Origin of the sequence: Salinispora sp. H7-4 (genome assembly GCF_013416675.1) — a bacterium.
GTDB lineage: Bacteria > Actinomycetota > Actinomycetes > Mycobacteriales > Micromonosporaceae > Micromonospora > Micromonospora vitiensis.
In genome coordinates this window covers 34,043-57,536 of sequence record NZ_JABZED010000009.1, presented here as the reverse complement: position 1 = coordinate 57,536, position 23,494 = coordinate 34,043, and the positions used below count along the sequence as shown (strand labels likewise).

At 72.5% G+C, this 23,494-nt stretch carries 10 protein-coding genes; 1 reads left to right on the top strand and 9 read right to left on the bottom strand.

The window, feature by feature from the left end; all coding sequences use genetic code 11:
* Nucleotides 1-46: 46 nt before the first annotated feature.
* Entirely contained in the window at nucleotides 47-2,953 is a 2,907-nt protein-coding gene (locus H0524_RS10700; protein WP_180198527.1) for a condensation domain-containing protein, read from the bottom strand.
* A 232-nt stretch (nucleotides 2,954-3,185) separates the two neighbouring features.
* Here H0524_RS10700 and H0524_RS10695 point away from each other — a divergent pair, with 232 nt between their 5' ends.
* Nucleotides 3,186-6,716 carry a WD40 repeat domain-containing protein gene (locus H0524_RS10695; protein ID WP_180198526.1) on the top strand — a complete coding sequence of 1,177 codons (3,531 nt, stop codon included), beginning with the start codon at nucleotides 3,186-3,188 and terminating at the stop codon, nucleotides 6,714-6,716.
* On the opposite strand, the gene H0524_RS25395 is transcribed toward H0524_RS10695, so the two are convergent.
* The 8 genes from H0524_RS25395 to H0524_RS10655 all read right to left on the bottom strand — a co-directional run bounded on the left by H0524_RS25395 (nucleotide 6,717) and on the right by H0524_RS10655 (nucleotide 23,490).
* Nucleotides 6,717-6,983 carry an NIPSNAP family containing protein gene (locus tag H0524_RS25395; protein WP_309225067.1) on the bottom strand — a complete coding sequence of 89 codons (267 nt, stop codon included), beginning with the start codon at nucleotides 6,981-6,983 and terminating at the stop codon, nucleotides 6,717-6,719.
* A gap of 485 nt (nucleotides 6,984-7,468) precedes the next feature.
* The gene (locus H0524_RS10685; protein ID WP_180198524.1) at nucleotides 7,469-8,746 is read right to left on the bottom strand and encodes a methylaspartate mutase; all 1,278 of its coding nucleotides are present in this window, start codon (nucleotides 8,744-8,746) and stop codon (nucleotides 7,469-7,471) included.
* The gene (locus H0524_RS10680) at nucleotides 8,743-9,240 is read right to left on the bottom strand and encodes a cobalamin B12-binding domain-containing protein (protein WP_180198523.1); all 498 of its coding nucleotides are present in this window, start codon (nucleotides 9,238-9,240) and stop codon (nucleotides 8,743-8,745) included. Before H0524_RS10680 ends, H0524_RS10685 begins: the two co-directional genes overlap by 4 nt.
* Nucleotides 9,237-11,060: a non-ribosomal peptide synthetase gene (locus H0524_RS10675; protein WP_180198522.1), complete on the bottom strand. Its 1,824-nt coding sequence runs from the start codon at nucleotides 11,058-11,060 to the stop codon at nucleotides 9,237-9,239. The genes H0524_RS10680 and H0524_RS10675 overlap by 4 nt, the downstream gene beginning before the upstream one ends.
* Before the next feature lie 28 nt (nucleotides 11,061-11,088).
* Nucleotides 11,089-11,301, bottom strand: a complete 213-nt coding sequence (locus H0524_RS10670; protein ID WP_180198521.1) for an MbtH family NRPS accessory protein — start codon at nucleotides 11,299-11,301, stop codon at nucleotides 11,089-11,091.
* A gap of 41 nt (nucleotides 11,302-11,342) precedes the next feature.
* Nucleotides 11,343-18,668 (bottom strand): non-ribosomal peptide synthetase, encoded by a 7,326-nt coding sequence (locus H0524_RS10665; protein ID WP_180198520.1) that lies wholly within the window; start codon nucleotides 18,666-18,668, stop codon nucleotides 11,343-11,345.
* The gene (locus H0524_RS10660; protein WP_180198519.1) at nucleotides 18,665-23,269 is read right to left on the bottom strand and encodes a non-ribosomal peptide synthetase; all 4,605 of its coding nucleotides are present in this window, start codon (nucleotides 23,267-23,269) and stop codon (nucleotides 18,665-18,667) included. The genes H0524_RS10665 and H0524_RS10660 overlap by 4 nt, the downstream gene beginning before the upstream one ends.
* Nucleotides 23,266-23,490, bottom strand: a complete 225-nt coding sequence (locus H0524_RS10655; RefSeq protein ID WP_180198518.1) for a hypothetical protein — start codon at nucleotides 23,488-23,490, stop codon at nucleotides 23,266-23,268. Before H0524_RS10655 ends, H0524_RS10660 begins: the two co-directional genes overlap by 4 nt.
* Nucleotides 23,491-23,494: the final 4 nt, after the last annotated feature.

Below are 23,494 nucleotides of genomic sequence, written 5' to 3'. Positions count from 1 at the left end.
ACAACATCGGCGCCGTTCACGGTGGGCTGGGCGGCTGATTCGGATGTCAGGCGAGCCGAGCCGCGAACTCCGGCACCGTGGGGGCATCGAAGATCCAACGAGCAGGGACGTCCACTCCGAACGCCTCGCTGACCCGTAGCGCGACCGACAATGCGAACAGTGAATGCCCGCCCAGCTCGAAGAAGTCTCGGTCGCCGGTCGCCAGTTCGCGCTCCTCGTCCGGTCCGCAGCCGAGTACGTCGGCCCAGATAGCGGCGATCCGGCCTCGTATCCCCTGATCGTCGGGGTCCTCGTCGACCGGCGGCGCGGCCGCGACCAGCCCGGCCAGCGCGACCGGATCGATGCCACCGGCACCGGTACGTGGCAGCCGGGGCGCGACCACCACCCCGCCGAGGGACTGCCGGCCGGTCGATGTTGCGCGGGTGCGGCGCAGCAGGAGCGCGGGCGCGATCGTGGCACCCGGTGCGGGCACCACCACCGCCACTCGTCGGCCGTCGACTGTGGTGACGGCCGCGTCCGCCACGTCCGGCTCGGCCGTCACGGCGTCGGCCGGTGACGCCGGCAGCTCCAGGTCGCCCTCCGGTGAGACCCGGGCGACCTCGTCCCCGAGGAACACCCGTGCGCCGCGCCGGTCTCCGAATGGGTCCGGGCGGAACCGGTCAGCGGTACGCACCGGATCTCCCGCGTAGCCGATCGCCAGTCCCGCGCCGGTCAGGCACAGCCGTCCGCTGTGCCCGGCAGGCATGAGCCGTCCCAGGTCGTCAACCAGGTAAGCCCCGCCGCTGCCGAGGGTCTTCGCGGTGCGAGTAGGCGTCGTGCAGTTCACCGGGTAGCCCGCCTCGACCGGGCCGGCGAGGCATTGCACGGGGAACGGGAGCCGGACCTGGTCACGTCCGGCGACCACGGCGGCTCGCAGCCGCGAACCGTGTGTCGCCGCCCAGAATCCCAGCTCCGCGACGTCCGCACCGCCGGCGAAGGCCACCATGGTCCGCGTCCTCGCGGTACCCGTCTGCAGGACCGCACCGGAGGACAGTGCGGAACAGACCTCCAGCAGCCAGGCTGCCGGTCCGGCCGCGCGCCACGCCACGACATCGGCTGGTGTGAGCCCGGACAGCGTGGCGGCGCGCCCGGCGAGTTCCGCGAGGACGGACCGGGGAAGGACGACCGGCGCGGGCGGGGAGCCGTCACCCGCCGCGTCAAGCAGCACGGCTGCGGCGGTCGCCCGGACCACGCTCGGCAGTACCGGCACGTCCGGCGCAGCATCGGGATCCACCGTGGTTAGGTGTGCTGGCCACTGGCCGGACGGGTCCGAGCCGGCCAGCAGCACTGTGGCACCGGCCCGATCGGCCAGCGCGGCTCGTCGCCCCGGTGGCGTCTCCGGGTCGAGCAGCAGGCAGGCCGCACCGGTCCTCAGGATCCCGAGCAGCCCGGCTGCGGTACTCGGCGTCGCCTCGGCGTGCAACGCCACCACGGTGCCCGCGACGCAGCCGACCGCGCCGAGAGCACCGGCCACCCGCCACGCCCTGCGGTCCAGCTCGGCCCAGATGACCTCGCCCGTGCCTGCGTCCACCGCGACTGCGTGCGGTGTGGCGCTCGCTCGCTCCGCGACAACCGTGCTCACGTCCGGATGCCCGTGCCCGGCAGCCGGCCTGATCACCGCACGTGCCACCTGTCCCGCCGGCAGCGCCGCAAGGTCCGCGAGCGGCCGGTCCGGGTCGGCGGCGATCGCGGTCACGATCTCGTGCAGATGCTCGGCGTAGCCGGCGATCGTCCCGGCCGGGAACCGGGATTCGTCGTGCAGCAGCTTCAGCAGGACCGCGCGCTCTGCGAAGACCTGGAGAACCAGCGGATAGTTCGGTTGGCGCAACACCCGAAACCGCCGCCTCGTCCAGGCGTCTCCCTGGGCCCGCAGGGCCGCGTCGAGCAGGAAGTTCTCGAAGACCACGAGCGTGTCGAACAGGCGCTCGCCGGCTGCGGCGCGCTGGATCTCCATCAGCGACGCGTGCTGATGGTCGCGGACCTGTACGGCCTGGCCGCGCAGCGCGACGATCAGCTCCCGAACGGTCGACGAGGCGCCGACCCGGGCCCGTACCGGCAGGGTGTTGAGCATCAGGCCGATCATCGTGTCCGATCCGGGAACGGTGTTCCGCCGCACCGACCGTACCGCTCCGAAGACGACGTCCTCCCGGCCGTGACAGCGGCCGAGTAGCACGGCCCAGGCCGCCTGCATCACCGTGTTGAGCGTACCGCCGCACTCATGCGCGACCTCGCGCAACCGCTCGGACAGTTCCTCCGTCAATTGCAGGTCGTGCTCGGTGTGCTGGATACCGGAGGTCTCCCGCCGATCCCCGGCGATCAACGTCGGGCCCGGCAGATTGCTCAGCGTCGCCCGCCAGAAGTCGCGCTCGGCCGTATCATCCCGCGTGGACAGCCAGTCGATGAACGCGCGATAGGGCACGGCCGACGGCAGGTCAGGGACCGTGCCGGTCCGCAGCGCGTCGTACGTCGCGAAGACCTCCCGCAGGAGCAGCAGCAGCGACCGCCCGTCCAGCACCGAGTGGTGGAATGTGAGCAGGAACCGCACCGCACCCGCCTTCCGCTGGACGGCACCACGCACCAGCGGTAGTCGATCCACCCGGAATCCGTGCGCCCGATCGGTACGCAGAAACCACTCCCAGTCCCCGGTTACCACGGTGATCGGGAACGGCATCGGCGGATACAACTCCTGACGCACCTCGCCGTCCCCGCCGATCCGGAAGGCGGTCCGCAGGGCGCCGTGCCGGTCCGCTGCCCGCTGCCATGCCGCGCCGAAAGTGTCGACGTCCAGATCAGACTCCAGGTCGCACTCCAGCTGTATGACGTCGAGGCTCGGCCCGTCCGCGAGCGGGTTGTCCGCGACGATGCCCAACTGCATGGGCGAGAGGGAATAGGTGTCGATCGGGCCGTCGGTCATGGCGGTCCTCCCGGGCGCGAAAGTCTGCGCCAAGAGTACGTATCGATCCTCATGATCGGCATGGCAGGACTTCCGTCGCTCGGCCGCCCCCCAGCTTGCTTCACCCGCAGCCGGCGTGAGCCCGAACGCCTCGTGCGGGGTGGTGTGTGGCGGTGCGGTGATCTCGGGCTGTCACGGTCGGTTGTTGCTCAGCTACGGTGGATGCGGCGGGGTGGTGGTGTGGGGAGGCGGGATGCGGCAAGGCCGACGTCCGTCGCTGACATTGCAGCTGTCTTTGCTGGTGGCGGCGATTCTGTTGGAGGTGGTGGCGAACTTCGCGGCGAACGCAGCTGCGAGTTCCCGTTTCGCTGCCGTGGTGCAGACTTTCTCTGGGCCCGTGCTGATCGTGTTGTTGGTGGTGGTGATCGCTGGGGACGCGGTGGTGTTGTGGTGGGAGAGTCCTCGTGGTGCTCGGCCGGTGTGGGACGGTGATCGGTGTCCGTTCCCCGGTTTGGGGGCGTTCACCGAGCAGGACGCCGCGGTGTTTTTCGGCCGGGAGCAGGTGACCAGGGACCTGGTTCGGCGTCTGCATGTGCTTACCGGACAGCCGGCGGCCCGTTTCGTGTGTGTGACGGGAGCTTCGGGTAGCGGTAAGTCGTCGCTGGTGCACGCGGGGGTGGTGCCGCGTTTGCGGGGGCATCGGTGGCATGTGTTGCCGTCGGTTGTTCCGGCGGGGGAGCCGTTGGGACGGTTGGCGGCGGTGGCGGCGACGCTGACCGGTGGGCAGCGGCACACTGCGCTGCGTGCGATGTGGGCTGATCAGGATGGGGTGGCGCAGAGCATCGCGGCGTGGCGGGCGAAGACGGGAAACCGGTTCGGCCGGGCGCTGCTGATTGTTGATCAGCTTGAGGAGCTGGTCACGTTGTCCGGCCCGGCCGAGCGGAAGCTGTTCGTCGACCAGATCGCTGCCGCGCTCGCTGCGGACCGTCGGTTGTGGGTGTTGGCCACGCTGCGGGTCGAGTTTCTGGCGGACCTCCTAGCGGGTGAGCACGCTGAGCTGTTCGCCGGGCCGGTGGCTGTTGGGGCGATGCGTCCCGCTGATCTGGTGGAGGTGATTGAGCAGCCTGCCCGGCTGGCGGGGGTGAGTTTCGAGGCGGGGTTGGTCACCGAGATCGTGGAGGAGACCGGGACGCCGGATGCGTTGCCGCTGTTGGCGTACCTGTTGCAGGAGATGTACCTGACCGTTGGTACGGGCCGGGTGGTGACCCGGCAGATGTATCAGGCATCGGGTGGGGTTGCGGGGGCGCTGGCCCGGCAGGCGGACACCGTCCTCGCTGAGCTGCGCATTCAGTACGACCCGGAGGTGATTCTGTCGACGCTGCTGCGGCTGGTGTCGATGGATGGGGCGGAGCCCACCCGGCGTCGCGTCCCGGTGGCTGAGCTGTCGGCGCAGCAGCGTCAGATCGTGGAGGTTTTTACCCAGGCCCGGCTGCTGACCTCCGACGTCAACGACGGCCGGCCGGTGGTGCAGGTGGCGCATGAGGCGTTGTTCCGTCAGTGGGCGCCGCTGCGCCAGCAGGTCGAGACGAGGGCCGTGCATCTGAAACGGCGCGCTGAACTGGAACGCTGGGCGGGTGACTGGCAACGCTCCGGGCGCAGCCCCGACTATCTGCTCACCGGGGATCGGCTGGTGCTGGCAGGGCAGTGGTTGGAGGCGATGAGTTCGGCCGGGCAGGACACGCCGGCCGCTCGTGGGCTGGTCGAGGCGTCTCGGCGGCGGGACACGGCGTTCCTGCAGAGGGTGTCGGAGTCAGTCGGCCACTACGCGTTGACCAATGTTGACCGGTTCCCGGAACTGACCGTACTCCTGACCACCGCGGCGTTGACCGAGTGCCCCGTCACCCCGGTCGCCCGACGGGCGCTGATGTCCGCGTTGGCGTCCAGCCACATTGAGGCCGTGCTGACCGGGCACACCGACGTCGTACGAGGGGTTGCCTGGGCGCCCGACGGGCGCAGCATCGCGACTGCCTCCCGCGACGGCACCGCCCGGTTGTGGGATGCCGACACCGCGATGGTGACCCACGTGCTGCATGGCCACACCGGCATGGTCGAGGCCATCGCCTTCTCCCCGGACTGCACCATGGTTGCTACCGCGTCGCGGGACACCACCATCCGAGTCTGGGAGACGGCCACCGCCACCCCGATCACGGTATTGACCTGCGGCGACCACGCCCGCAGCGTGGCCTGGTCCCCAGACGGCACCGCCCTGGCCGGGACCAGCCGCGACCACCTCACCCACCTGTGGGACACCGCCACCTGGACGGAGCGGAGCACCCTGACCGGCCACGCGGGCGATGTGTGGGGTGTTGACTGGGCACCGGACTCGTCCCGCCTGGCCACCGCCGCCCACGACCGCACGGTCATCGTCTGGGACGCGGCCACCGGCCAACCTGCCGTCACGCTGCGTGGCCACCTCGACCTCGTCGAAGCCGTCGCCTTCTCACCCGACGGCCACTGGATCGCCACCGGATCGACCGACCGCACCGTGCGCATCTGGGACGCCCACAGCGGCAGCCAACACCGATGCATCGGCGGCCACCGCGACGCGATCTGGTCGCTCACCTGGGCCTCCGACGGTGAACGGCTCACCCTCGCCGCCGGCGACGGCACCATCCGAGTGTGGGATGTGACCCGGCTGCACGAGGTCGCCGAGCTACGCGGGCACGAACACACTGCCTGGAGCGTCGCGGTCAGCCCGGACGGCACCCGGGTCCTCAGCGGCTCCGCCGACCACACCGCAAGGCTCTGGACCCTGCACCCCCGCGGCGCCGAGCAGGTCCAACTCGCCGGGCACAACGCGGCGGTCACCGCCCTCACCGCCGCCAACGGCGGCATCGTGACCGGATCCGCCGACGACAGTGTGCGCCGCTGGCACCCCGACCGCCGCGCACCCGCCACTTCCCACGCGCTGCCGGCGGCGGTGGTCGCGCTCGCCGGCACGCCGACCGACGCCACGCTCGCCGTCGCCGTGCAGGACGGATCGACGTACCTTCTCGACGCTGGCGGCGCCCGCCGGCTGCTCGCCGGCACGGGGGAGTGTGAATCCCTGGCCTTCTCCCCGGACGGTAGCCGCCTCGCCGCCGGCGCCAAGGACAACACCATCCGCGTCTTCGACGTGCGCACCCGCACCCTGGTGGGCATCCTGTCCGGACACGCTGACTGGATCGGCGCGCTCGCCTGGTCGCCCAGTGGCCGGTATCTCGCCTCCGGCTCCGACGACCGCACCGTGCGCATCTGGGACATGCACCATCCCAGCACCAGCACCGTCCTGGCCGGGCACCAGAACTACGTCGACGGGGTGGCCTGGGCGCCAGACGAACAACACCTCGCCAGTTGCTCCGCCGACTGGACCATCCGCGTCTGGAACCTGACCGACCACACCCCGGTGCGCGAGCTCACCGGCCACGACCGGCGAGTACGCGCCGTCGCCTACTCACCCGACGGTCGATACCTGGCCTCCGGTGCCGACGACCGCACCGTACGCCGCTGGGACACCCACACCAACTACGAAGGCGACGTCATCGGAGTCCACCGCGACGCCGTCACCTGCCTGGCCTGGCTACCCGACGGCAACCACGTCGTCACCGGCTCAACCGACGCCACCACCCGAATCTGGCCCACCGAGGTCGACCTCGACGCACTCCTGCACGCCGCACGCCACCGAGTCGTCCGGACCCTCACCCCCGACGAACGCGCCGCCCACCGCCTTCCGGCAGCAGAGTAGCTACAAGACCTGCTCCACCTCACGGACCTGCTCACCCACCAGGAACTCCGCCGGATTCACCCCCAACCGCTCCCGCTGCGGCGAGGCCCAATAGTCGGCGTTAGCCTCCGCGAACGACTGACCTCCCTCGTAGGAAACCACCCAAATATGGGCGTTCGCGTCGCGGTCCACCCACGAACCGTGCACCTCAAAACCGAATTCCCGTCGCAACGGAACAATCAACCTCCGCCACGCATCAACCCACTCATCCAACCGACCCACCCGCACCAGATACGTACGAACCTGAACTGTCCTCACCGCGCCCACACCCCTCCCGGTACGACAACATGCCACCACGACGCCGCTTACTGTATGGCCAGGACTTTCAGAAAAGCGCAGGCCAGTGCCGATTTCGATCGCAGGCGAGTCGACCGATGCCCCAATTTCCCCAGGTGATTGAACGAATCCGACTTCAATGCCCGGATGGCGACCCGTTACTGGATCGGGGTCAACCGCGAGAAGGCGTTCACGTAGTCGTACGCTGCGTCTGGTCCCCGTAACAAAATGTGACGGCCGACCGTATAACTTAGCCGTTGTGCGTCAGCGTGAGCAGCTTGGGAACGTCGACCACACCCGCGCCGCTCGTCGTGGGAAGCGAAAGCGCCGATCCGTTAGGCCGCTCTGCAGAGAGCTCGGTGCCGAACCGCGGACGTCGCTGGGTGTCGCTCGCCTTACTGGCGCAGACCCGCGGTGGTGGGTGGGCCTGCCGTCGGTCAGCGGACGGCCGCACCGGTCGAGTCGAAGCGGTCCGCCACGTAGTTCAGCATGCTGATCAGCTCCTGTGCGCCCACCGCGTGCCCGGCCGGACGTGGCCCGTCGATCGGCAGGGAGCCGGCATGTGCCCACTCCAGCCGTCCGTCGGGGCCGACCCGGCTCCTGGCCCGGCCCTGAGTGTCCGGGTGCAGGCAGTACGGAACGTCCAGCAGGCCACGCTGGAAGGCGATGTGCAGGGCGGTGCCCAGGTCCGGGTCGAGTGACCGGACCACGTCGATCATCGTGCGGGCCTCCTCGTACAGCCCGGACTCCGACGGCGTCCAAGGGTGGCGGCCGGCGGCCCGCATCTGTTGGGAACACCGGACCTCGCGCTCGGCCCGCTCCACGGCCGCGACGTTGTCGGCGATGTCAGGGATTCGGACCGACTCCATGACGGTCTTGACGATGAGCCGCTCGGCGCCACCGAAGACAGCGATCCGGGCGCTTTCCTCGAGCAGGGCGGAGGAGCCGGTCCGGGTCCGGGGGAAGACGCCCATGTACGTGTACAGGACGACGTGGACGTCAAGGTCCGGCAGCAACTCACCGATCAGGCGCCGGAGGGCGGCCAGGGCCTCCAGGTCCTGTTCGGGCTGGGTCTGCTGGGCGTAACTCAGCGAGATGCTCGGCACCCCATGCTGGGCGAAGAACAGACCTTCCAGCACGGCGATGGCCACCAGCAGCGACGGCGGGCACATCTGCCCCAGCATGCAGCCGCCGAAGCTCTCCAGGTGGGCCGGTCGTTCCGGCGTCGACATCTCGGCCAGCCGGTCGCAGGCAGCAGCCCACTCGCTGACCGCGGACCGTAATGGGGTGCGGCCGTACGGTAGGCAGTAGGAGACCGGTCCACCCTCGGTGGCGTCCAGTCCGATCCGTGCCATGGCTTCGATGATGTGCCCGGGCCGCGCTGAGCCGTGCCGGATCTGGATCGGGAATCCGGGCCGGTACACCTCGGACAGCATGGACCTGGTGGTGTCGTCGGGATGGGTGCACAGCGGGTAGCCGTTGAGCCCGGTCCGGGTCCGCAGGGCGGTACGGGCGCTGTGCAGGTCGCCGACGCGGGTGTAGCTGTCGAGCGTGATCGTGCCGACCGTGGTTGCCCGGGCGTCCCGGACCGCGACCAGCCCCGCCCGCATGGCTGCCGGCTCGGCGAAGCCCATCCGGGGCTGGACGACCACCAGACCGTCACGCCGAGTGTTGTTCATCGCACCGGCGAAGCCCGTCCCCGGTGGTGCTGTCATCGCGCTCCTTCCAGTTGGCGGGCGGCGGCGGGAGTGGCGGCGGCGGCAGGGGCAGCGACGGCAGCGGGAGTGGCAGCGACAGCGGTACGGATCTCGGCGAGCAGCCGCATCAGCTCCGGCAGGTCGTCCTTCTCGAGGACGGCGGTCACCCCGGCGGCCTCCAGCGCGGGCGCGTGGACGGCGTTCGGGTTCCCGGCGGTGCCGAGCAGCCCGCCCACGATGATCGGCATCGCGTCGTGTCGGGAGTCGTGGCGCACCACCGCGGCCGCGCGGGCGGCATCGGCGTGGCCGTGCCCGTTGACCGAGCTGATCACCAGTGCGTCGGGTCGCAGCCGGACGCAGGTCTCGGTCAGCAGGTCGTCCGGGACGCACGGCCCGAGGTTGGTGACGTCGTGGCCGGCCTCCTCCAGGGCGAGTTGCAGGAATATGAGGTTCCAGGTGTGGGCGTCGGACGACGTGCCGGTAACCAGTACGTGCAGGCGGCGCAGGGTCATGCTGGTCGCCCACCGATCAGGGCGGCCAGCTCGGCCGGAGTACGGTGTTCGAACACGTCCACATAGGTCAGCTCGGCGTCGAACCGCCGGTACACCTTCGAGATCAGCCGGGTGGCCTTCAGGGAGTCCCCGCCCGCGTCGAAGAAGTCGTCGTTCACGCCGCACGGGGAGCCGAGGACGGCGGAGCACAGGTCGGCCAGCTCGGCGGCGACCGGGTCAACCTCGGGCGTGGCGGGCGCGGTCTCATTGCTGGAGATCATGCTGAGGTTCACCTTTCCGTTCGGGAGCAGCGGGAGCCGGTCGGCGATGCGCAGGGTCGCGGGTACGAGGTAGCTGGGCAACCGCCCGGCGAGCCAGGTGCGGATCGCGGCGGCTTCCGGGGCGGTGCCGGGGCCGAGCGGGACCACCCAGGCGGTGAGACCGCTCGGGCCGTCCGGGCCGGCAACCGGCGCCACGGCCGCGACGTGCAGCTGCGGGTGGGCGCAGAGAGCACGTTCCACCTCCTCGGGTTCGACGCGCAGTCCCCGGATCTTGAGCTGCCGGTCGCGGCGGCCCAGGTAGTCCAGCCCGCCGTCCGGCCGCTCGGCGACCAGGTCGCCGGTGCGGTAGTAGCGGCCGGTGCCGTCCGGGCCGGGACCGAACCGGGCGGCGGTCTCCTCCGGCTTGCCGGCGTAGCCGAGGCTGAGCGACGGCCCACCGACGAGCAGTTCGGCGGCGCCGTCCTGGTCCGGCAGGAGTATCTGTTGCACGTGGTCCAGGGGTGTGCCGATCGGGATCCGGTCGTCGGGCCCGATCCGCCGACCGAACCCGCCGCCCAGCTCGGCGGCGTGGGTGACGAGCACCGTCTCGGTCTGCCCGTACGTGTTGAGCAGCCGGATCCGGTCGGGGGCGCGCTCGCCCCAGGTCCGTACCTGGGGCGCCCGGACCTCCTCCCCACCGATGATCACCAGCCGGAGGTCGCCGAGCAGCGCCGCCGTCGCCTCCGGGGTCTCGTCGGCCTCGGCGAGGAATGCCACCAGCTCGTACCAGAAGGCCGTGGGCAGGTCGATGACGGTGATCCGGTGGCGCCGGACCGCGCTCAGCAGGGCGGGCACGGATCCGCTGGTCGCGGCCGGGTCGATGACGAGGGTGGCTCCGGACAGGAACGCCGACCAGATCTCCTCGCCGCTGGTGTCCCAGCTCAGTGCGGCAAAACTCAGCACCCGGTCGCCCGGGCCGGTGCCGCACCGCCTGATCAGCGAGGTGGCCGCCGCGTACAGGGCGCCCTGTGACACCCGGACGCCCTTGGGGTCGCCGGTGGAGCCGGAGGTGTGGATGACGTACACCGGGTCGTCGGGTTCCGTGACGCCGTCGTCCAGGCATTCGTCGGACCGCAGAGTCGCATCGATGTGCAGGAATTTCACAGCAAGGCTGTGCGGGAAGCCCATCAGGGCGTCGGACCGCCCGATGACTGTCCGGACACCGCTGCCCGCGATCATCCGTTCGAGGCGGGGAGCGGGTTGGGCCGCGTCGAGCGGCGTGTAGGCCGCGCCGATCCGGCCGAGCGCCAGCATGCAGAGCAGGCTCTGCCGAGTGCGTTCGGCGGCGACGCCGACCACCTCGCCGCGGCCGATCCCGTAGCGGCGCAGGGACACGGCGAGTATCCCCGCCTGGGACCACAGGTCGTGGTAGGTCAGGGTTCCATCCGGGTCGACGAGGGCGGGGGCACCGGGCCACAGCGCCGCCGAGCGCCGCAGCGCCGCGACGACGGTGCCGGGGTTCGGTCCAGGGTCGGTCACCGGCTCGGCGGCCGGGCCGGTGCGGGGGTAGGTCGCTGTCATGGTGTCCTTGGGTCGGAGGCGGTGGGGATCAATTCGTGGCGGCGTGCCGGCGTTGCCGGAGGCTCAGCGGCCGCATGTCGGTCCAGAGGGTCTCGATCCGGTCCAGGCAGGTCTGCTTGGGACCGCGGGTCCCCTCCTCCCGCCAGCCTTGTGGGGCCGGGCGGCTGGCCGGCCAGATCGAGTACTGCTCCTCGTCGTTGAGGACGACCTTGAACTGTTCGTCGGTGTCGACGTCGGACACGGCTTCGCCTTTCTCGGAGGTGACGCGGGAACGGTGGGGTGTCAGTGCCGGCGAACGCCGTCCGCCGTGCACAGTGCTTCCACGCAGGCGCTGACGACGGTCGGACAGCGGTCGGTGGTGAGCATGGTGGCGTGGATCCCCGGCAGGTGGATGGTCCGCGGCGCCGCGGACCGGCCCAGCAGCTTCCGCCACCCGGCCGCGTACGGGCCGTAGGCGGTGTGCGAGGTACCGGAGGGGCGTTCGGGCGCGGCGTCGGTGCATTCGGCCGAGACCATGAACCAGGTACGCACGTTCGACTCGTCCGGCAGCGGGAGTGGGCGGTACTCGGCGAAGGCCGCCAGCATCTGGCCGCAGGCGCGCATCGGCAGGGCGTCGCCGAGGCTGACCTCGCCGGCCGAGTACCCGGCGTCTTCCAGCAGCCGGGTCAGTTCGGCCCGCAGCCGGTCGCCTTCCGGGTCGTCGGCGGGCAGCCGGAGGATCCGCTCCGCGAGGTCCGCGCCGCGCAGGTAGCTGTCCCGGGCCGGCCGGTGCAGGTCGATGGTCCGGGCCACCTCGGGCAGGGTGGGCTCGAGCAGGATCAGCTGGACCGGTTCGCTGAGCCGGTCCAGCTGCCGCGCCAGCTCGAAGGCGATGGCGCCGCCGAGGGACCAGCCGACCACGACGTACGGGCCCTCGGGCTGCACCAGTCGCAGGTCGGCCAGATACCCGGCGGCCATGTCCTCGATGGTCTCCGCGGGTGCCTCCCGCCCGTCCATGCCGAGCGGCTGGAACGCGTGCACCGGGTGCGCCGTCGGCAGGGCGCGCGCCAGGGGCAGGTACCAGGCGACGCCGCCGCCGCTCGGGTGCACGCAGAACACCGGACGCCCGTCGCCCCCGGCACGTAGCGTCACCACCGTCCGCGTCGTGCCGGTGTGCCCGGCGCCGAAGACGGTGTCCAGCACCGGGGCGTCCGCATCGGCGCGGCTCCGCGCGATCGCGCGCATGGCCTGCCCACGGACGGTCGGTTGCTCGAAGACGTCCTTGGGCGAGATCTCCACCCCCGCCCGGCGGCAGGCACCGGAGAGCTGGATGACGGAGATCGACGTACCGCCGAGGTCGAAAAAGTTGTCCCCGATCCCGACCCGGTCGGTGCCCAGGACCGTGGACCACAACTCGGCCAGCAGCTGCTCGCCGGGGGTGCGTGGGGCCTGGTACCGGTCCTCGAGTTCCGGTCGTTCGGACGTCGGGCCGGGCAGCGCCCGGTGGTTGACCTTGCCGTGCGGCGTGAGGGGGAAGGCGTCGAGCACGACCCACTGGTTCGGCACCATGAACTCCGGCAGCTGCTCCGCGCAGAACCGGCGCAGCGCCGACACGGTGACCGGCGGGTGGTTCTCGGCCGGGATGAACCAGCCGACCAACTGCTCGTCGCGGACCAGCGCCACCGCGTTCTCCACCCCGGGGTGTTCGGCCATCCGGGCCTCGATCTCACCCAGCTCGACCCGGTAGCCGCGCAGCTTGACCTGGTCGTCGACCCGTCCGACGAAGTCGAGGAGCCCGTCGCTGCGCCACCGCACCAGGTCCCCGGTGCGGTACATCCGCGCCCCCGGCTCGCCGGCCGGATCGGGCAGGAACCGCTCGGCGGTGAGGGTGGGCCGGCCGAGGTAGCCGCGGGCGATGCCGTCGCCGCCGATGAACAGCTCCCCGACAGCCCCGACCGGAACCGCCTCGAGCCAGGCGTCGAGAACCTGGAGCCGGGTCTCGCCGAGCGGGCGGCCGAGCGGCAGTGGGCTGTCCGCGGCCAGCTCCCCGACATCGCGCACCGGGTGCACCACGCGCCCGATCACCGTCTCGGTCGGCCCGTAGTGATTGATGACCTCCGCGTCCGGGCGCAGCTCCAGCAGCTGCTGCACCAGAGCCGGGTCCAGCGTCTCGCCGCCGACGACCCAGCCGCGCGCCGCCGGTGGTACCTGCTGGCCGGTCCAGTGCCCGACCAGGTGGCGCAGGTGCGACGGGGTGAGCCGGATGTAGTCGTACGCCAGCGGCCCGGACAGTTCCTCGGCCAGCTCGGCCAGGGTCGCATCAGCTGACATCAGGGTGACGCCGCGACCGGACACCAGCGGCTCGAAGAGGGCCGACATGGTCAGGTCGAAGCCGACCGACGAGTGCGCCAGGGTGCCGCGCCGTCCGGCAGTCGGATAGTTCGCGGCCGCCCAGCAGAGGTAGCGCACGAACCCGATGTGCTCCACCGCGACGCCTTTCGGCTGCCCGGTCGACCCGGACGTGAAAATCGAGTAGGCCAGGCTGCGGGGGTCGACGGTCACCCCGGGGCGGTGGTCCGGCATCGTGGTGAGCCGGTCGGCCACCCGGTCCAGCGCCACCACCGGCACGCCGCCGAAGACCGCTGGCCCCGGTCGGCATCCGCCCTGCCCGGTGCGGGCCCCCGGTCGGCGCCCGCCCTGCCCGGTGCGGGTCAGGACCAGCGCGGGTGTCACCGTGCCGGCGATCCGGGTCAGCCGGGCCGTCGGGTAGCCCGGGTCCACCGGGATGAAGTAGCCCCCTGCCTTGAGGACGGCGAGCATCGCGACCACGAGCTCCGGGCTGCGGTCCAGCAGGAGCAGCACCGGTGTCTCCGGGCCGACCGGCGGTGCCCCCAGCGCCCCGGCGCGCAGGGCGTGGGCCAGGCGGTTCGCCTGGGCGTCGAGGCAGGCGAAGGTGAGGCTGCTGGCGCCGGTGCGCAGCGCGGTCCGCCCCGGGGTCCGGTCGGCCTGCGCCTCGACGAGCTGGTGCACCGTACGGTCGTCGCCGACGTGCTGCTCGGAGAGCCCCCACCGGGACGTGCGTACCGTGTCGCTCTCGGACGTGATGGCCAGGCGGGTGACCGCGATGTCCGGGGTGCGGACGGCTGCGGCGAGCAGATTGGTCAGCGAGGTCACGAGCCGTTCGGCGGTGCCGGGCAGATAGAGGTCGTCGGCGTACTCGAGGACGCCCTCCAGCGCCGAGCCGTCGTCCACCACGGTCAGGACGAGGTCGAACTTGCAGGTAGTGACCGGTACGGGTACGGGATCGAGGTCCACCTCGCCGGCGCTCCGGCCGGCCGGCTCCTGGCTGCTGAAGCTGTACATGATCCGGAACAGCGGCCCGCTGCCGGCGCCACGGTCGGCAACCAGATCCGCGAACGGGAGCTCCTGGTGGGCCAGGGCCTCCGCGGTCCGGGCGTGGGTGCGGCGCAGCAGTTCGTGGAATGTCGGTGCGCCGGACAGGTCACCCCGCAGGACCACCGTGTTGACCAGGCAGCCGACCAGGTTGTCCAGCCGCGGGTCGACGCGCCCGGACACGGTGCCGCCGAGCACGACGTCGTCGCCGCCGGTGATCCGGTACAGCAGGGTCTGCAGCGCCGAGAGCACCACGGTGGACACCGTGGTCCCGCACCGGCGGGCCAGCTCGCGGACGCCCTGGAACTGCCGCGGCGCCAGCGCGAACTCCACCGCGCCGCCACCGCCGCCGGGCGTGGTCGGGCGCGGGAGGTCGCCGGCCACCTCGGTGGCGACGGCGCCGGTCAGCTCGGTGCGCCAGAAATCCAGCTCCGCCGCGTACCGCCCGCGCTGCGCCGACCGGCGCTGCCAGACCGCGTGGTCGGCCTGCGCAAGGGCTGGCTCGCCGAGCTCGGGTTCACGGTGCCCGGTGTCGGCCGCGTACAGCTCGGTGAGGTCGCGCTGGATCAGGTCCATCGACCAGGCGTCAACCGCCACGTGGTGGGCGGTCAGCAGCAGGACGTGCTCCCGCTCGTCGAGGCGCCACAGCACGGCGCGCAGCGGGTGCTCGGTCGCGAGGGCGAAACCGAGGGCGGCTTCCGCCAGCAGGAGCTGCCCGAGGTCCGTGCCCGGTGCGGCATCGCGCTCGTCGAGCGTCGCGCCGCACCCAGCAGGGTCCGCGACCTGGACCGGCATCCCGTCCGGGCCGGGGTAGATCCGGGTACGCAGCATCTCGTGCCGGTCGACCACCCGGTTCAGCGCGCGGCGCAGCGCCCCGCGGTCCAGCGGGCCGATCAGCCGCAGCGCCAGCGGCACGTTGTAGACGCTCTCGCCGGCGGTCACCTGATCCGCCAGCCAGATCGATTCCTGCATCGGCGACAGCGGCAGCGGCTCCTCATCCCGGGGCACCGGGGTCAGGTTGACGGCCTCGTCATCGGTGGACGCCTCGACGGCGAGTTCCGCGGCGACGGCGGCGACGGTCGGGGCCGCCAGCAGCTGCCGCAGGGAGAAGCCGGTGCCGAACTCGTCGCGGATCCGGGAGAGGAGCCGGAAGGCGAGCAGCGAGTGGCCACCGAGGGCGAAGAAGTTGTCGCCGACCGCCACCTCCGGCAGGCCGAGCACCTCGGCGAAAGCGGTGCAGAGGAAGCGCTCCCGGTCGTCCCGCGGCGGGCGGGCGGTGCTGCGGGTGCCGTAGTCCGGCGCGGGCAGCGCGGTGCGGTCGAGCTTGCCGTTCGGCGTTGTGGGGAGGTCCGGCACCGGCACGATCGCCGCCGGGACCATGTAGTCGGGCAGCGTCCGGGAGAGCTCGGCGCGCAGCGCGTCGGGGTCGACCGGGCCGTCCGGGATCACGTACGCCACCAGTCGCAGGTCACCGGGCCGGTCCTCGCGGACGACCGCTGCGGCCCGGCGCACCGGACCGGCCTCGATCAGCGTCGTCTCGATCTCTCCGAGCTCGATCCGGAAGCCGCGGAGCTTCACCTGCTGGTCGGTGCGGCCCAGGTACTCCAGGTCGCCCACGGCGGACCAGCGGACCAGGTCGCCGGTGCGGTACATCCGGGTGCCGGGCGGGCCGAACGGGTCGGGCAAGAACCTCTCGGCGGTCAGACCGGGCCGGTTCCAGTACCCGCGGGCCAGCCCCTCTCCGGCGATGTGGAGTTCACCGGGGACCCCGATCGGGGCGGGACGCAGGTTCGCGTCGAGGACGTACACCTGGGTGTTGTCGATGGGCACGCCGACGGATCCGCGGCGGGTGCCGCCCTCGCTGGCCGGGCCGGTGGTAGACCAGATGGTGGTCTCCGTCGGTCCGTACATGTTGGTGACCTCGGCGCCGGCGTCGCGTAGCCGGCCGGCCAATTCGGCGGGCAGGGCCTCACCGCCGACCAGGACCCGAATTCCGGCCAGCGCCGGTCCGGAGAGCTCCGGTACGAGGGCCTGCCACAGGGTCGGTGTGGCCTGGGCCAGGGTAACCCGGTGGCGGCCGGCGAGGTCGATCAGTGCCGCCGGGTTGCGGGCGGTGTCCGCGTCGGCGAGCACGACACCGGCGCCGGAGCGCAGCGGCAGGTACAGCTCCAGGCCGGCGATGTCGAACGAGACGGTGGTGGTGGCCAGGACCCGGTCGTCGGTGGTGAGGGGGAACCGTTCGGCCATCGCCGCCAGGAAGTTGTCGAGCGCGGCCCTAGTGATCACCACGCCTTTCGGTCGGCCGGTCGATCCCGATGTGTAGATCACGTACGCGGCGTGCCCGGCGGGGACGGCGGGCAGCTCCGTGGCGGGATAGCCGCCGGTGTCGGTCTCCTCGAGGACCACGAGCCCGGTGCTGTCGTGCCGGCCGAGCCGCTCAGCCGTGGCGGTGTCGGTCACCACCAGCACCGGGCGGGCGTCGGACAGCAGGTAGGCGATCCGGTCGACCGGGAAGTCCGGGTCGATCGGCAGGTACGCGGCCCCGGCCTTCATGACGGCGAGCAGGGTGACGAGCAGGTCGGCGGACCGCGGGAGCAGCACGGCCACGAACGTCTCGGCGCCCGCGCCCCGCTCCATCAAGAGCCGGGCCAGCCGGTTCGCCCGCTCGTCGAGCTCGCGGTAGCTGAGCGTCGTGTCCCCCTCGATCACGGCGACCGCGCCGGGGGTGCGGCGGCACCACTGTTGGAAGCGTTCGCGCAACGACACGGCGGGCAGCGGCCGGGCGGTGTCGTTCCACGTGCGCAGGACGGTGTGCAGCCCGTCCGCGTCCAGCAGGTCCACCTCGGATACCAGCCGGTCGGGCGCGCCGGCCAGCCCGGCGAGCAGGCTGAGAAACTGGCCGGCCCGTTGTTCCGTGGCCGCCGGGGTGAACAGGTCCGCTGCGGCCACCAGGGTGACAGTGAGGCGATCACCGTCCTCCAGGACGCTCAGGTCCAGGTCGCATTTGGCGAGGGCCACGTCGACCGGCTGCTCGGTGCCGGTCACCTCGCCGAACGCCAGCGCCACGCCGGCCGGTTCGGTCCCGGCCATCGCCTGCACCAGCGGCTGGCTGCCCGCGATGCGGTCCCGGCGCAGCTCGCGGACGAGCCGGTCGAACGGGATCTGCGGGTGGGCGAAGTCGTTGCGCGAGCCGGCGACCGTACGGCCCAGCACCTCGTCGAAGGCGGGCCGGCCGGCCAGGTCCAGCCGGACCGGTACCACCCCGGCGAAGAGGCCGACCACCGATTCGAGGTCGGTACGCCCGCGACCGGCGACCGGTACGCCGACCGCGAAGTCGTCCTGGCCGGTGAGCCGGTGCAGGAACGTGCCGTACGCGGCGAGCAGCACGGTGAACGGTGTGGTGTCGTGGGCTGCGGCCAACCGGCGGACGGCCGCCGCGGTGGTGGCGGGCAGCTCCCGCCGGACGCTGTGCGCGCGCCAGTCCCGGTCTGCCGGGCGCTGCCGGTCGCCGGGAATCTCCAGGTCGGGCAGCCCGGCGAGCCGCTGCCGCCAGTACCCGAGCTGGTCGTCCAGTGCACCGGCGGCGAGGCGCCCGTGCTGCCAGGCGGCGACGTCACGGAAAGCCGGTGCCGTCCCGCCCGCCGGGAGTTCGCCGGCGTAGGCCCGGGCCAGGTCGGCGAGCAGCAGGCCGCCCGACCAGCCGTCCAGGACGATGTGGTGGACGGTGACGAGCAGGACGTGCTGCCGGGTGGAGACCCGGTGGAGACAGGCCCGCAGCAGCGGCCCGCGTGCCAGGTCGAAGGGCTGTTCGGCGACGGTACGCAGCGCCTGCGGCAGCTCGGCCTCGGTGACGTCGATGACTGGGAGCGCGACCGGTGCCGCGGGAGCGGTCTGCTGGACTGGTTCGCCGTCCGGCCGGAGCTGGAACACGGTGCGCAGCGCCTCGTGCCGGGCCGTCACCACGTCCAGCGCCGCACGCAGTGCGGCCACGTCGAGCGGGCCGGCCAGCCGGACGGTGAGCGGCACGTTGTACAGCGGCGTCCCCGGCCGCAGTTGTTCGGAGAACCAGATGCCGGCCTGTCCCGGCGCCAGCGGCACGGGTCCGGGCGGTTGGACCGGTAGGCCGCCGCTGTGCGCCGAGCCCTGGCGCAGCCGGGCGCCGGCGCGAGCGATCCGGGCCCGGACCGCCTCCAGGCGCGGGTCCGTCCCGGCGCGCGGCAGCTCTTCGATGGTCATGCAGTGCCTTCCTGCGTGTCGGCGACGAGGGCGGTCAGCACGGATTCGGCGACGGCGGCCACCGTCCGGGTGGCGTACAGCCCGGTCAGGGAGAACTCGATGTCGAAGCTCTCGCGGAGGCGGGCGACGAGCTGGGTCGCGCGCAGGGAGTGCCCGCCCAGGTGGAAGAAGTCGTCGAACACCCCCGGCGGGTCCGTCTGCAGGACCGCGGCGAACAGGTCCGCGACGAGCTGCTCCAGGTCATTGCGGGGTTCCGTGCGGCTGCTACCGCGCAGGCCGTGCTGCCGCGGATCGGGCAGGGCCGGCCGGTCCACCTTTCCCGCCGTGGTCAGCGGCAGCCGGTCGATTTCGACGAACAGGGTCGGGATCAGGTATGACGGGAGCGTCGCGGAGCAGAAGCGGCTGAGGGCGGCGGCGTCCAGGCGGTGCCCGGCCGCCGGCACCACGTAGCCGACCAGGACGCGTTCCGCGTCGGGATCGGGTGCGAGGTGGTCGACGACGACCGCCGTCTCCACACCGGGCGCCACCGCGAGCCGGGCCGCGACCTCACCCGGTTCCACCCGGTGGCCGCGGATCTGCACCTGGTCGTCGGCCCGACCCAGGAAGTCGAGGCGCCCGTCGGGCCGGGCCCGAACCAGATCGCCGCTGCGGTACATGCGTTCGCCGGGGACCACCGGGTCGGGCAGGAACCGCTCGGCGGTCAGCACGGGCCGCCCGAGGTACCCGCGGCTGAGGCACCCGCCGAGGTACAGCTCGCCGGTCGTGCCGGGTGGCACCGGCCGCAGGGCGTCGTCGAGCACGTGCACCCACGCGCCGTACCGGGGGCCGCCGATGCCGACGATCTCCGCCTGCGCCTCGGCCAGGGTGACGTCGACGGCGGTGGCGGTGATGGTCGCCTCGGTCGGGCCGTACGTGTTCACCAGCCGGCACCGCGGGGCCCACGCGAGCCAGCGTCGGGCGACGTCACCGGATACGGCCTCACCGCCGAGTACGAGCAGCCGGAGCCGGTCCGGCGGCGGCGCGTCGCCGCGGCGGTTGACGACGGCGGACCAGTAGGCGGGCGGCAGTTCCGCGACGGTCACGGCCATGCGTCGCAGCAGCTCCGGGAACTCCTCCGGCTGCCACAGCTCGTCCGGGCGCAGCACCACCGCGGCGCCGACCGTCAGTCCGGGTAGCAGTTGTTCGAGCGAGGCGTCGAACGAGTGGCTGGCGAACTGCAGGACGCGGTCGGCGGCGGTGAGCTCGTACGCCGCGGCCATTGCCCGGCAGTGCCGCGTCAGCATGCCGTGCAGCCCGATGACGGCCTTGGGGCGGCCGGACGTTCCCGAGGTGTAGATGAGGTACGCCGGCTGCTCGACGTCCACCGCGGGCAGCGGGGCCGCGCCGGCGTCCGGGCCGGTGACCGCGCCGACATCCGGGCCGGCGTCCGGACCGGTGACCGGGACCGGGACGATGCCGTCGGGCAGAGCCAGGCTGCCGTCGGGCAGGGGCAGGCAGCCGTCCACGACGGCGAACCTGGTCCCGGAGTCGCGCAGGAGTGCGCGTTTACGTTCGGCCGGCAGGACCGGGTCGACCGGCAGGAGGGCGCCGCCGGCCCGGAGTACCGCCAGCAGGGCGACCACCGAGTCGACCCCACGCGGCAGGTGCACGGCCACCGGCTGCTCCGGCCGCACGCCGAGGGCGACCAGCCGCCGGGCCAGGTTTCCGGCCCGCTCGGTCAGTTTCGCGTAGGTGAGCCGGTCCGCGCCGCAGACCACGGCGGTGGCCGAGGGGGTACGCGCCGCCTGCTCGGTGATCAGGACATGGATCGGGCGGTCCGGTTCGTCCGTGGGTGTCGGCGCGTCCCACGGGAGAACCTCGGGACCGCCACCGTCCAGTTCGCTCACCCGGATGTCCGGGTTGGCGGCTGTCTGTTCCAGCACGGCCAGGAAACGGACGGCCAGTTGCTCGGCCGCTGCGGTGGTGAACAGGTCGGTGGCGTACTCGATCGTCGCGCTCAACCCGCCGTCCGCGTCCAGTTCCAGGTCAGCGGTCAGGTCGGCCGAGGCGCTGAGCCGGGGGAGCGCGGCGTTACGGACAGTCAGGCCGGCGACGGCCACCGGCGTCCGGTCCACGTGTCGCACGTCGAACAGCACGGTGAACGGACTCTCGGCCGGCAGGTCGCCCCGGCGGCGTAGCTTGGCCAGCAGTCCCTCCACCGAGCAGCCGGGGACCGCCCGGCCCGGCGCCGACCGGACCCGGCCCCGGGAGTACCGGTGGGTGTCCAGATCGCCGGTGCGGACGGTCTCGATCAGCGACAGCATTGTCGGGTCCGTGGACAGGTCGACCGGGCGCGGGACGGTGTCGACGAAGAAGCCCGCGACGGACTCGCCGTCCGCGTGCAGGCGGTCGGCCAGCGGCGTGCCGACACAGGTGCGGGTGGCTCCGGTCCAGCGGGACAGCAGCGCGTGGAAGCAGGCCAGCAGGACCATGTTCGGGGTGGTCCGCGAGCTCGCGGCCAGTCGGCGCAGCGCCGCCGTGGTGCCGTCCGGGACGGTGACGGTGAGCGTGGCGCCGCGCCCGGTCCGCGCCGCCGCGCCGGGGACGTCGACTGGCAGCCGCGGTGCGACGGCCCCGGCGAGCCGGCGGCGCCACCAGTCGAGCCGCTCCGCGGCGGGCTGGGCCTCCTCCGCCACCCGGGCCAGCGTGAAGTCGCGGAATGACACCGGCTCGGGCAGGGCCGGGCCGTCCCCGCCGGCGGCCTCCCGGTACAGGTGCAGCAGCTCGTCGCGCAGGACGTCGAGCGACTGGCCGTCGGCGGCGACGTGTGCGACCGACAGCAGCAGCACATGCTGGTCGTCCCCGGTGCGGACCAGCAGGACCCGGGTCAGTGGCCCGGCGGCGAGGTCGAACGGGCGGGCGAGCTCGTCCGTCAGGCGGTCCGTCAGCGCGGCGGCCGGGTCGGCCGCGTGCCGGACGTCGGCGTACCGGGGGATGATCGCGGCCGGGCGGCTCGCTGTCCAGTGCGGACGGCCGTCCGCGCCGGCGACGATGCGGGCGCGCAGGGCCTCGTGCCGGGAGACCAGCCCGGTCAGCGCCGCGGTCAGGGCGGCCCGGTCCAGCGGGCCGTCCAGCGCGAGGGCCAGGGGACACGCGTGCTCGGCGGAGTCCGGCCGCAGCTGGTGCGCCGTCCACATCCGCTGCTGACCGGCGGTCAGGGCGAAGTCCGCCGGCGCCGAGCGTCGGGACGGGACCGGGCCGAGCGGTGCCAGCAGCCGTAGGGCACCAGACGGCGCGACGGCGAAGACGTCCACCCCGGCGTCGCCGTCGGCGGCCACCGCCGCCAGCCCGCGCGTCAACGCCTCGCTCAGGGCCTCGATGCCGGCCGGGTCGAACAGCCCGGAGTCGTACTCCAGGAACGCGGTCATCGCGCCGGCCTCGTCGGCGACGTCGAGCAGCAGGTCGAACTTGGCGGTCGCCCGGGGCACCGTGACCGGCTCGACCGAGATTCCCGGCAGGTCCAGTGTCTCGCCCACAGCGTTCTGGTAGTTGAAGCCGACCTGGAACAGGGCGGTCCCGGTCGGCGTCCGCTGTGGGCGCAACCGGCGGACCACCTGGTCGAAGGGGATGTCCTGGTGGGCGTAGTTGTGCAGTGCGGTCCGCCGGGTGTCGGCCAGCAGGGCGGTGAACGAGCTGCCGGGCACGACGCGGACCCGCTGTACCACCGTGTTCACCAGGTAGCCGACGACGTCCTCGCTGCCGGGAACCGACCGGGTGGCGACCGGTGAGGTCACCGCCACGTCCGGGCCGCCGCTCCAGTCGCCCAGGGTGGCCTGCAGCGCTGCGAGCAGCACCATGTACACCGACGAGCGGGACGTCCGGGCCAGCGCTCGGATGCCGTCCGCCGTATTGGCCGGGACGACGAAGTGGATGGCGGCGCCCGTGCCGCGGTGATGCCGGTGGCGGGGCCGGTCGGTGGGCACGGCCAGGTGCCGCAGCCCGGCGAGCCCGTCCGCCCAGTAGCGCAGGTGCTTCTCGGCGTCCAGCCCGGCCAGCCGCTCGTTCTCCTGCCGGATGAGGTGCGGATATTCCAGCTCCGGTCCCGTCCAGGCTGCCCCCTTCTGGTACGCCGCCCCGAGATTGCGCAGCAGGATGCCGGTGGACCAGTCGTCGAAGACGATGTGGTGGACGTTGAACACCAGGACCGCGTCGTCGGGACCGAGGCGCAGCAGCCGGGCCCGGGCCAGGGGGCCGTTCGCCAGGTCCAGCGGCTGCCAGCCGAACCCCGCGGCGGCGGTTCGGGCCGCCTCGAGGGTACCGCCGGTCAGGTCGGCGACATCGAGGTCGAACGGGGCGTCCGGGTCGATCTCGTGCCACGGCTCGCCCTTCTCGTCGACCGTGAACCGGGCGCGCAACGCGGCGTGCCGCCGGGCCAGGGTGTCCAGGGCGGTCCGCAGCCGCTGCTCGTCGAGCGGGCCGCGCAGGCGAACCGCCACCGGGACGTTGTAGGCGGGAGCCGCGTCCTCGAAGGTCTCGGCGAACCAGATGCGCTGCTGCCCGGCGGTCAGCGGCAGGCGGACGGCCTGCTTGGTCTGCGGCGGCGTCCCGTTCCGCGTGCTCATCGGCTCACCTGCTCGGCGGGCGCGTGCCGGCGCCACCACCGCCGGCCGCTCGCCGGCAGGCTGTGAATCAGGTCGTGGCGGTGGTGACCGGCCACCCCAGCCGGGTTGTCGGTCTGCGCGTCGAGGACGGTGCGGTGGTTCCTGGTCCAGTAGCTGAGGCGGGTCTTCGCCACCTGCGGGATGCGCAGCGCGGCGGCGGCGTCGAGGGCGGTCACGGTCACGTCG

Bases quoted from the DNA above. Each gene is read 5' to 3' on its own strand.
- H0524_RS10660 (WP_180198519.1), bottom strand. From the start codon at position 23,269: ATGAGCACGCGGAACGGGACGCCGCCGCAGACCAAGCAGGCCGTCCGC.
- H0524_RS10675 (WP_180198522.1), bottom strand. From the start codon at position 11,060: ATGACAGCGACCTACCCCCGCACCGGCCCGGCCGCCGAGCCGGTGACC.
- H0524_RS10685 (WP_180198524.1), bottom strand. From the start codon at position 8,746: ATGACAGCACCACCGGGGACGGGCTTCGCCGGTGCGATGAACAACACT.
- H0524_RS10680 (WP_180198523.1), bottom strand. From the start codon at position 9,240: ATGACCCTGCGCCGCCTGCACGTACTGGTTACCGGCACGTCGTCCGAC.
- H0524_RS10700 (WP_180198527.1), bottom strand. From the start codon at position 2,953: ATGACCGACGGCCCGATCGACACCTATTCCCTCTCGCCCATGCAGTTG.
- H0524_RS10665 (WP_180198520.1), bottom strand. From the start codon at position 18,668: ATGACCATCGAAGAGCTGCCGCGCGCCGGGACGGACCCGCGCCTGGAG.
- H0524_RS10695 (WP_180198526.1), top strand. From the start codon at position 3,186: ATGCGGCAAGGCCGACGTCCGTCGCTGACATTGCAGCTGTCTTTGCTG.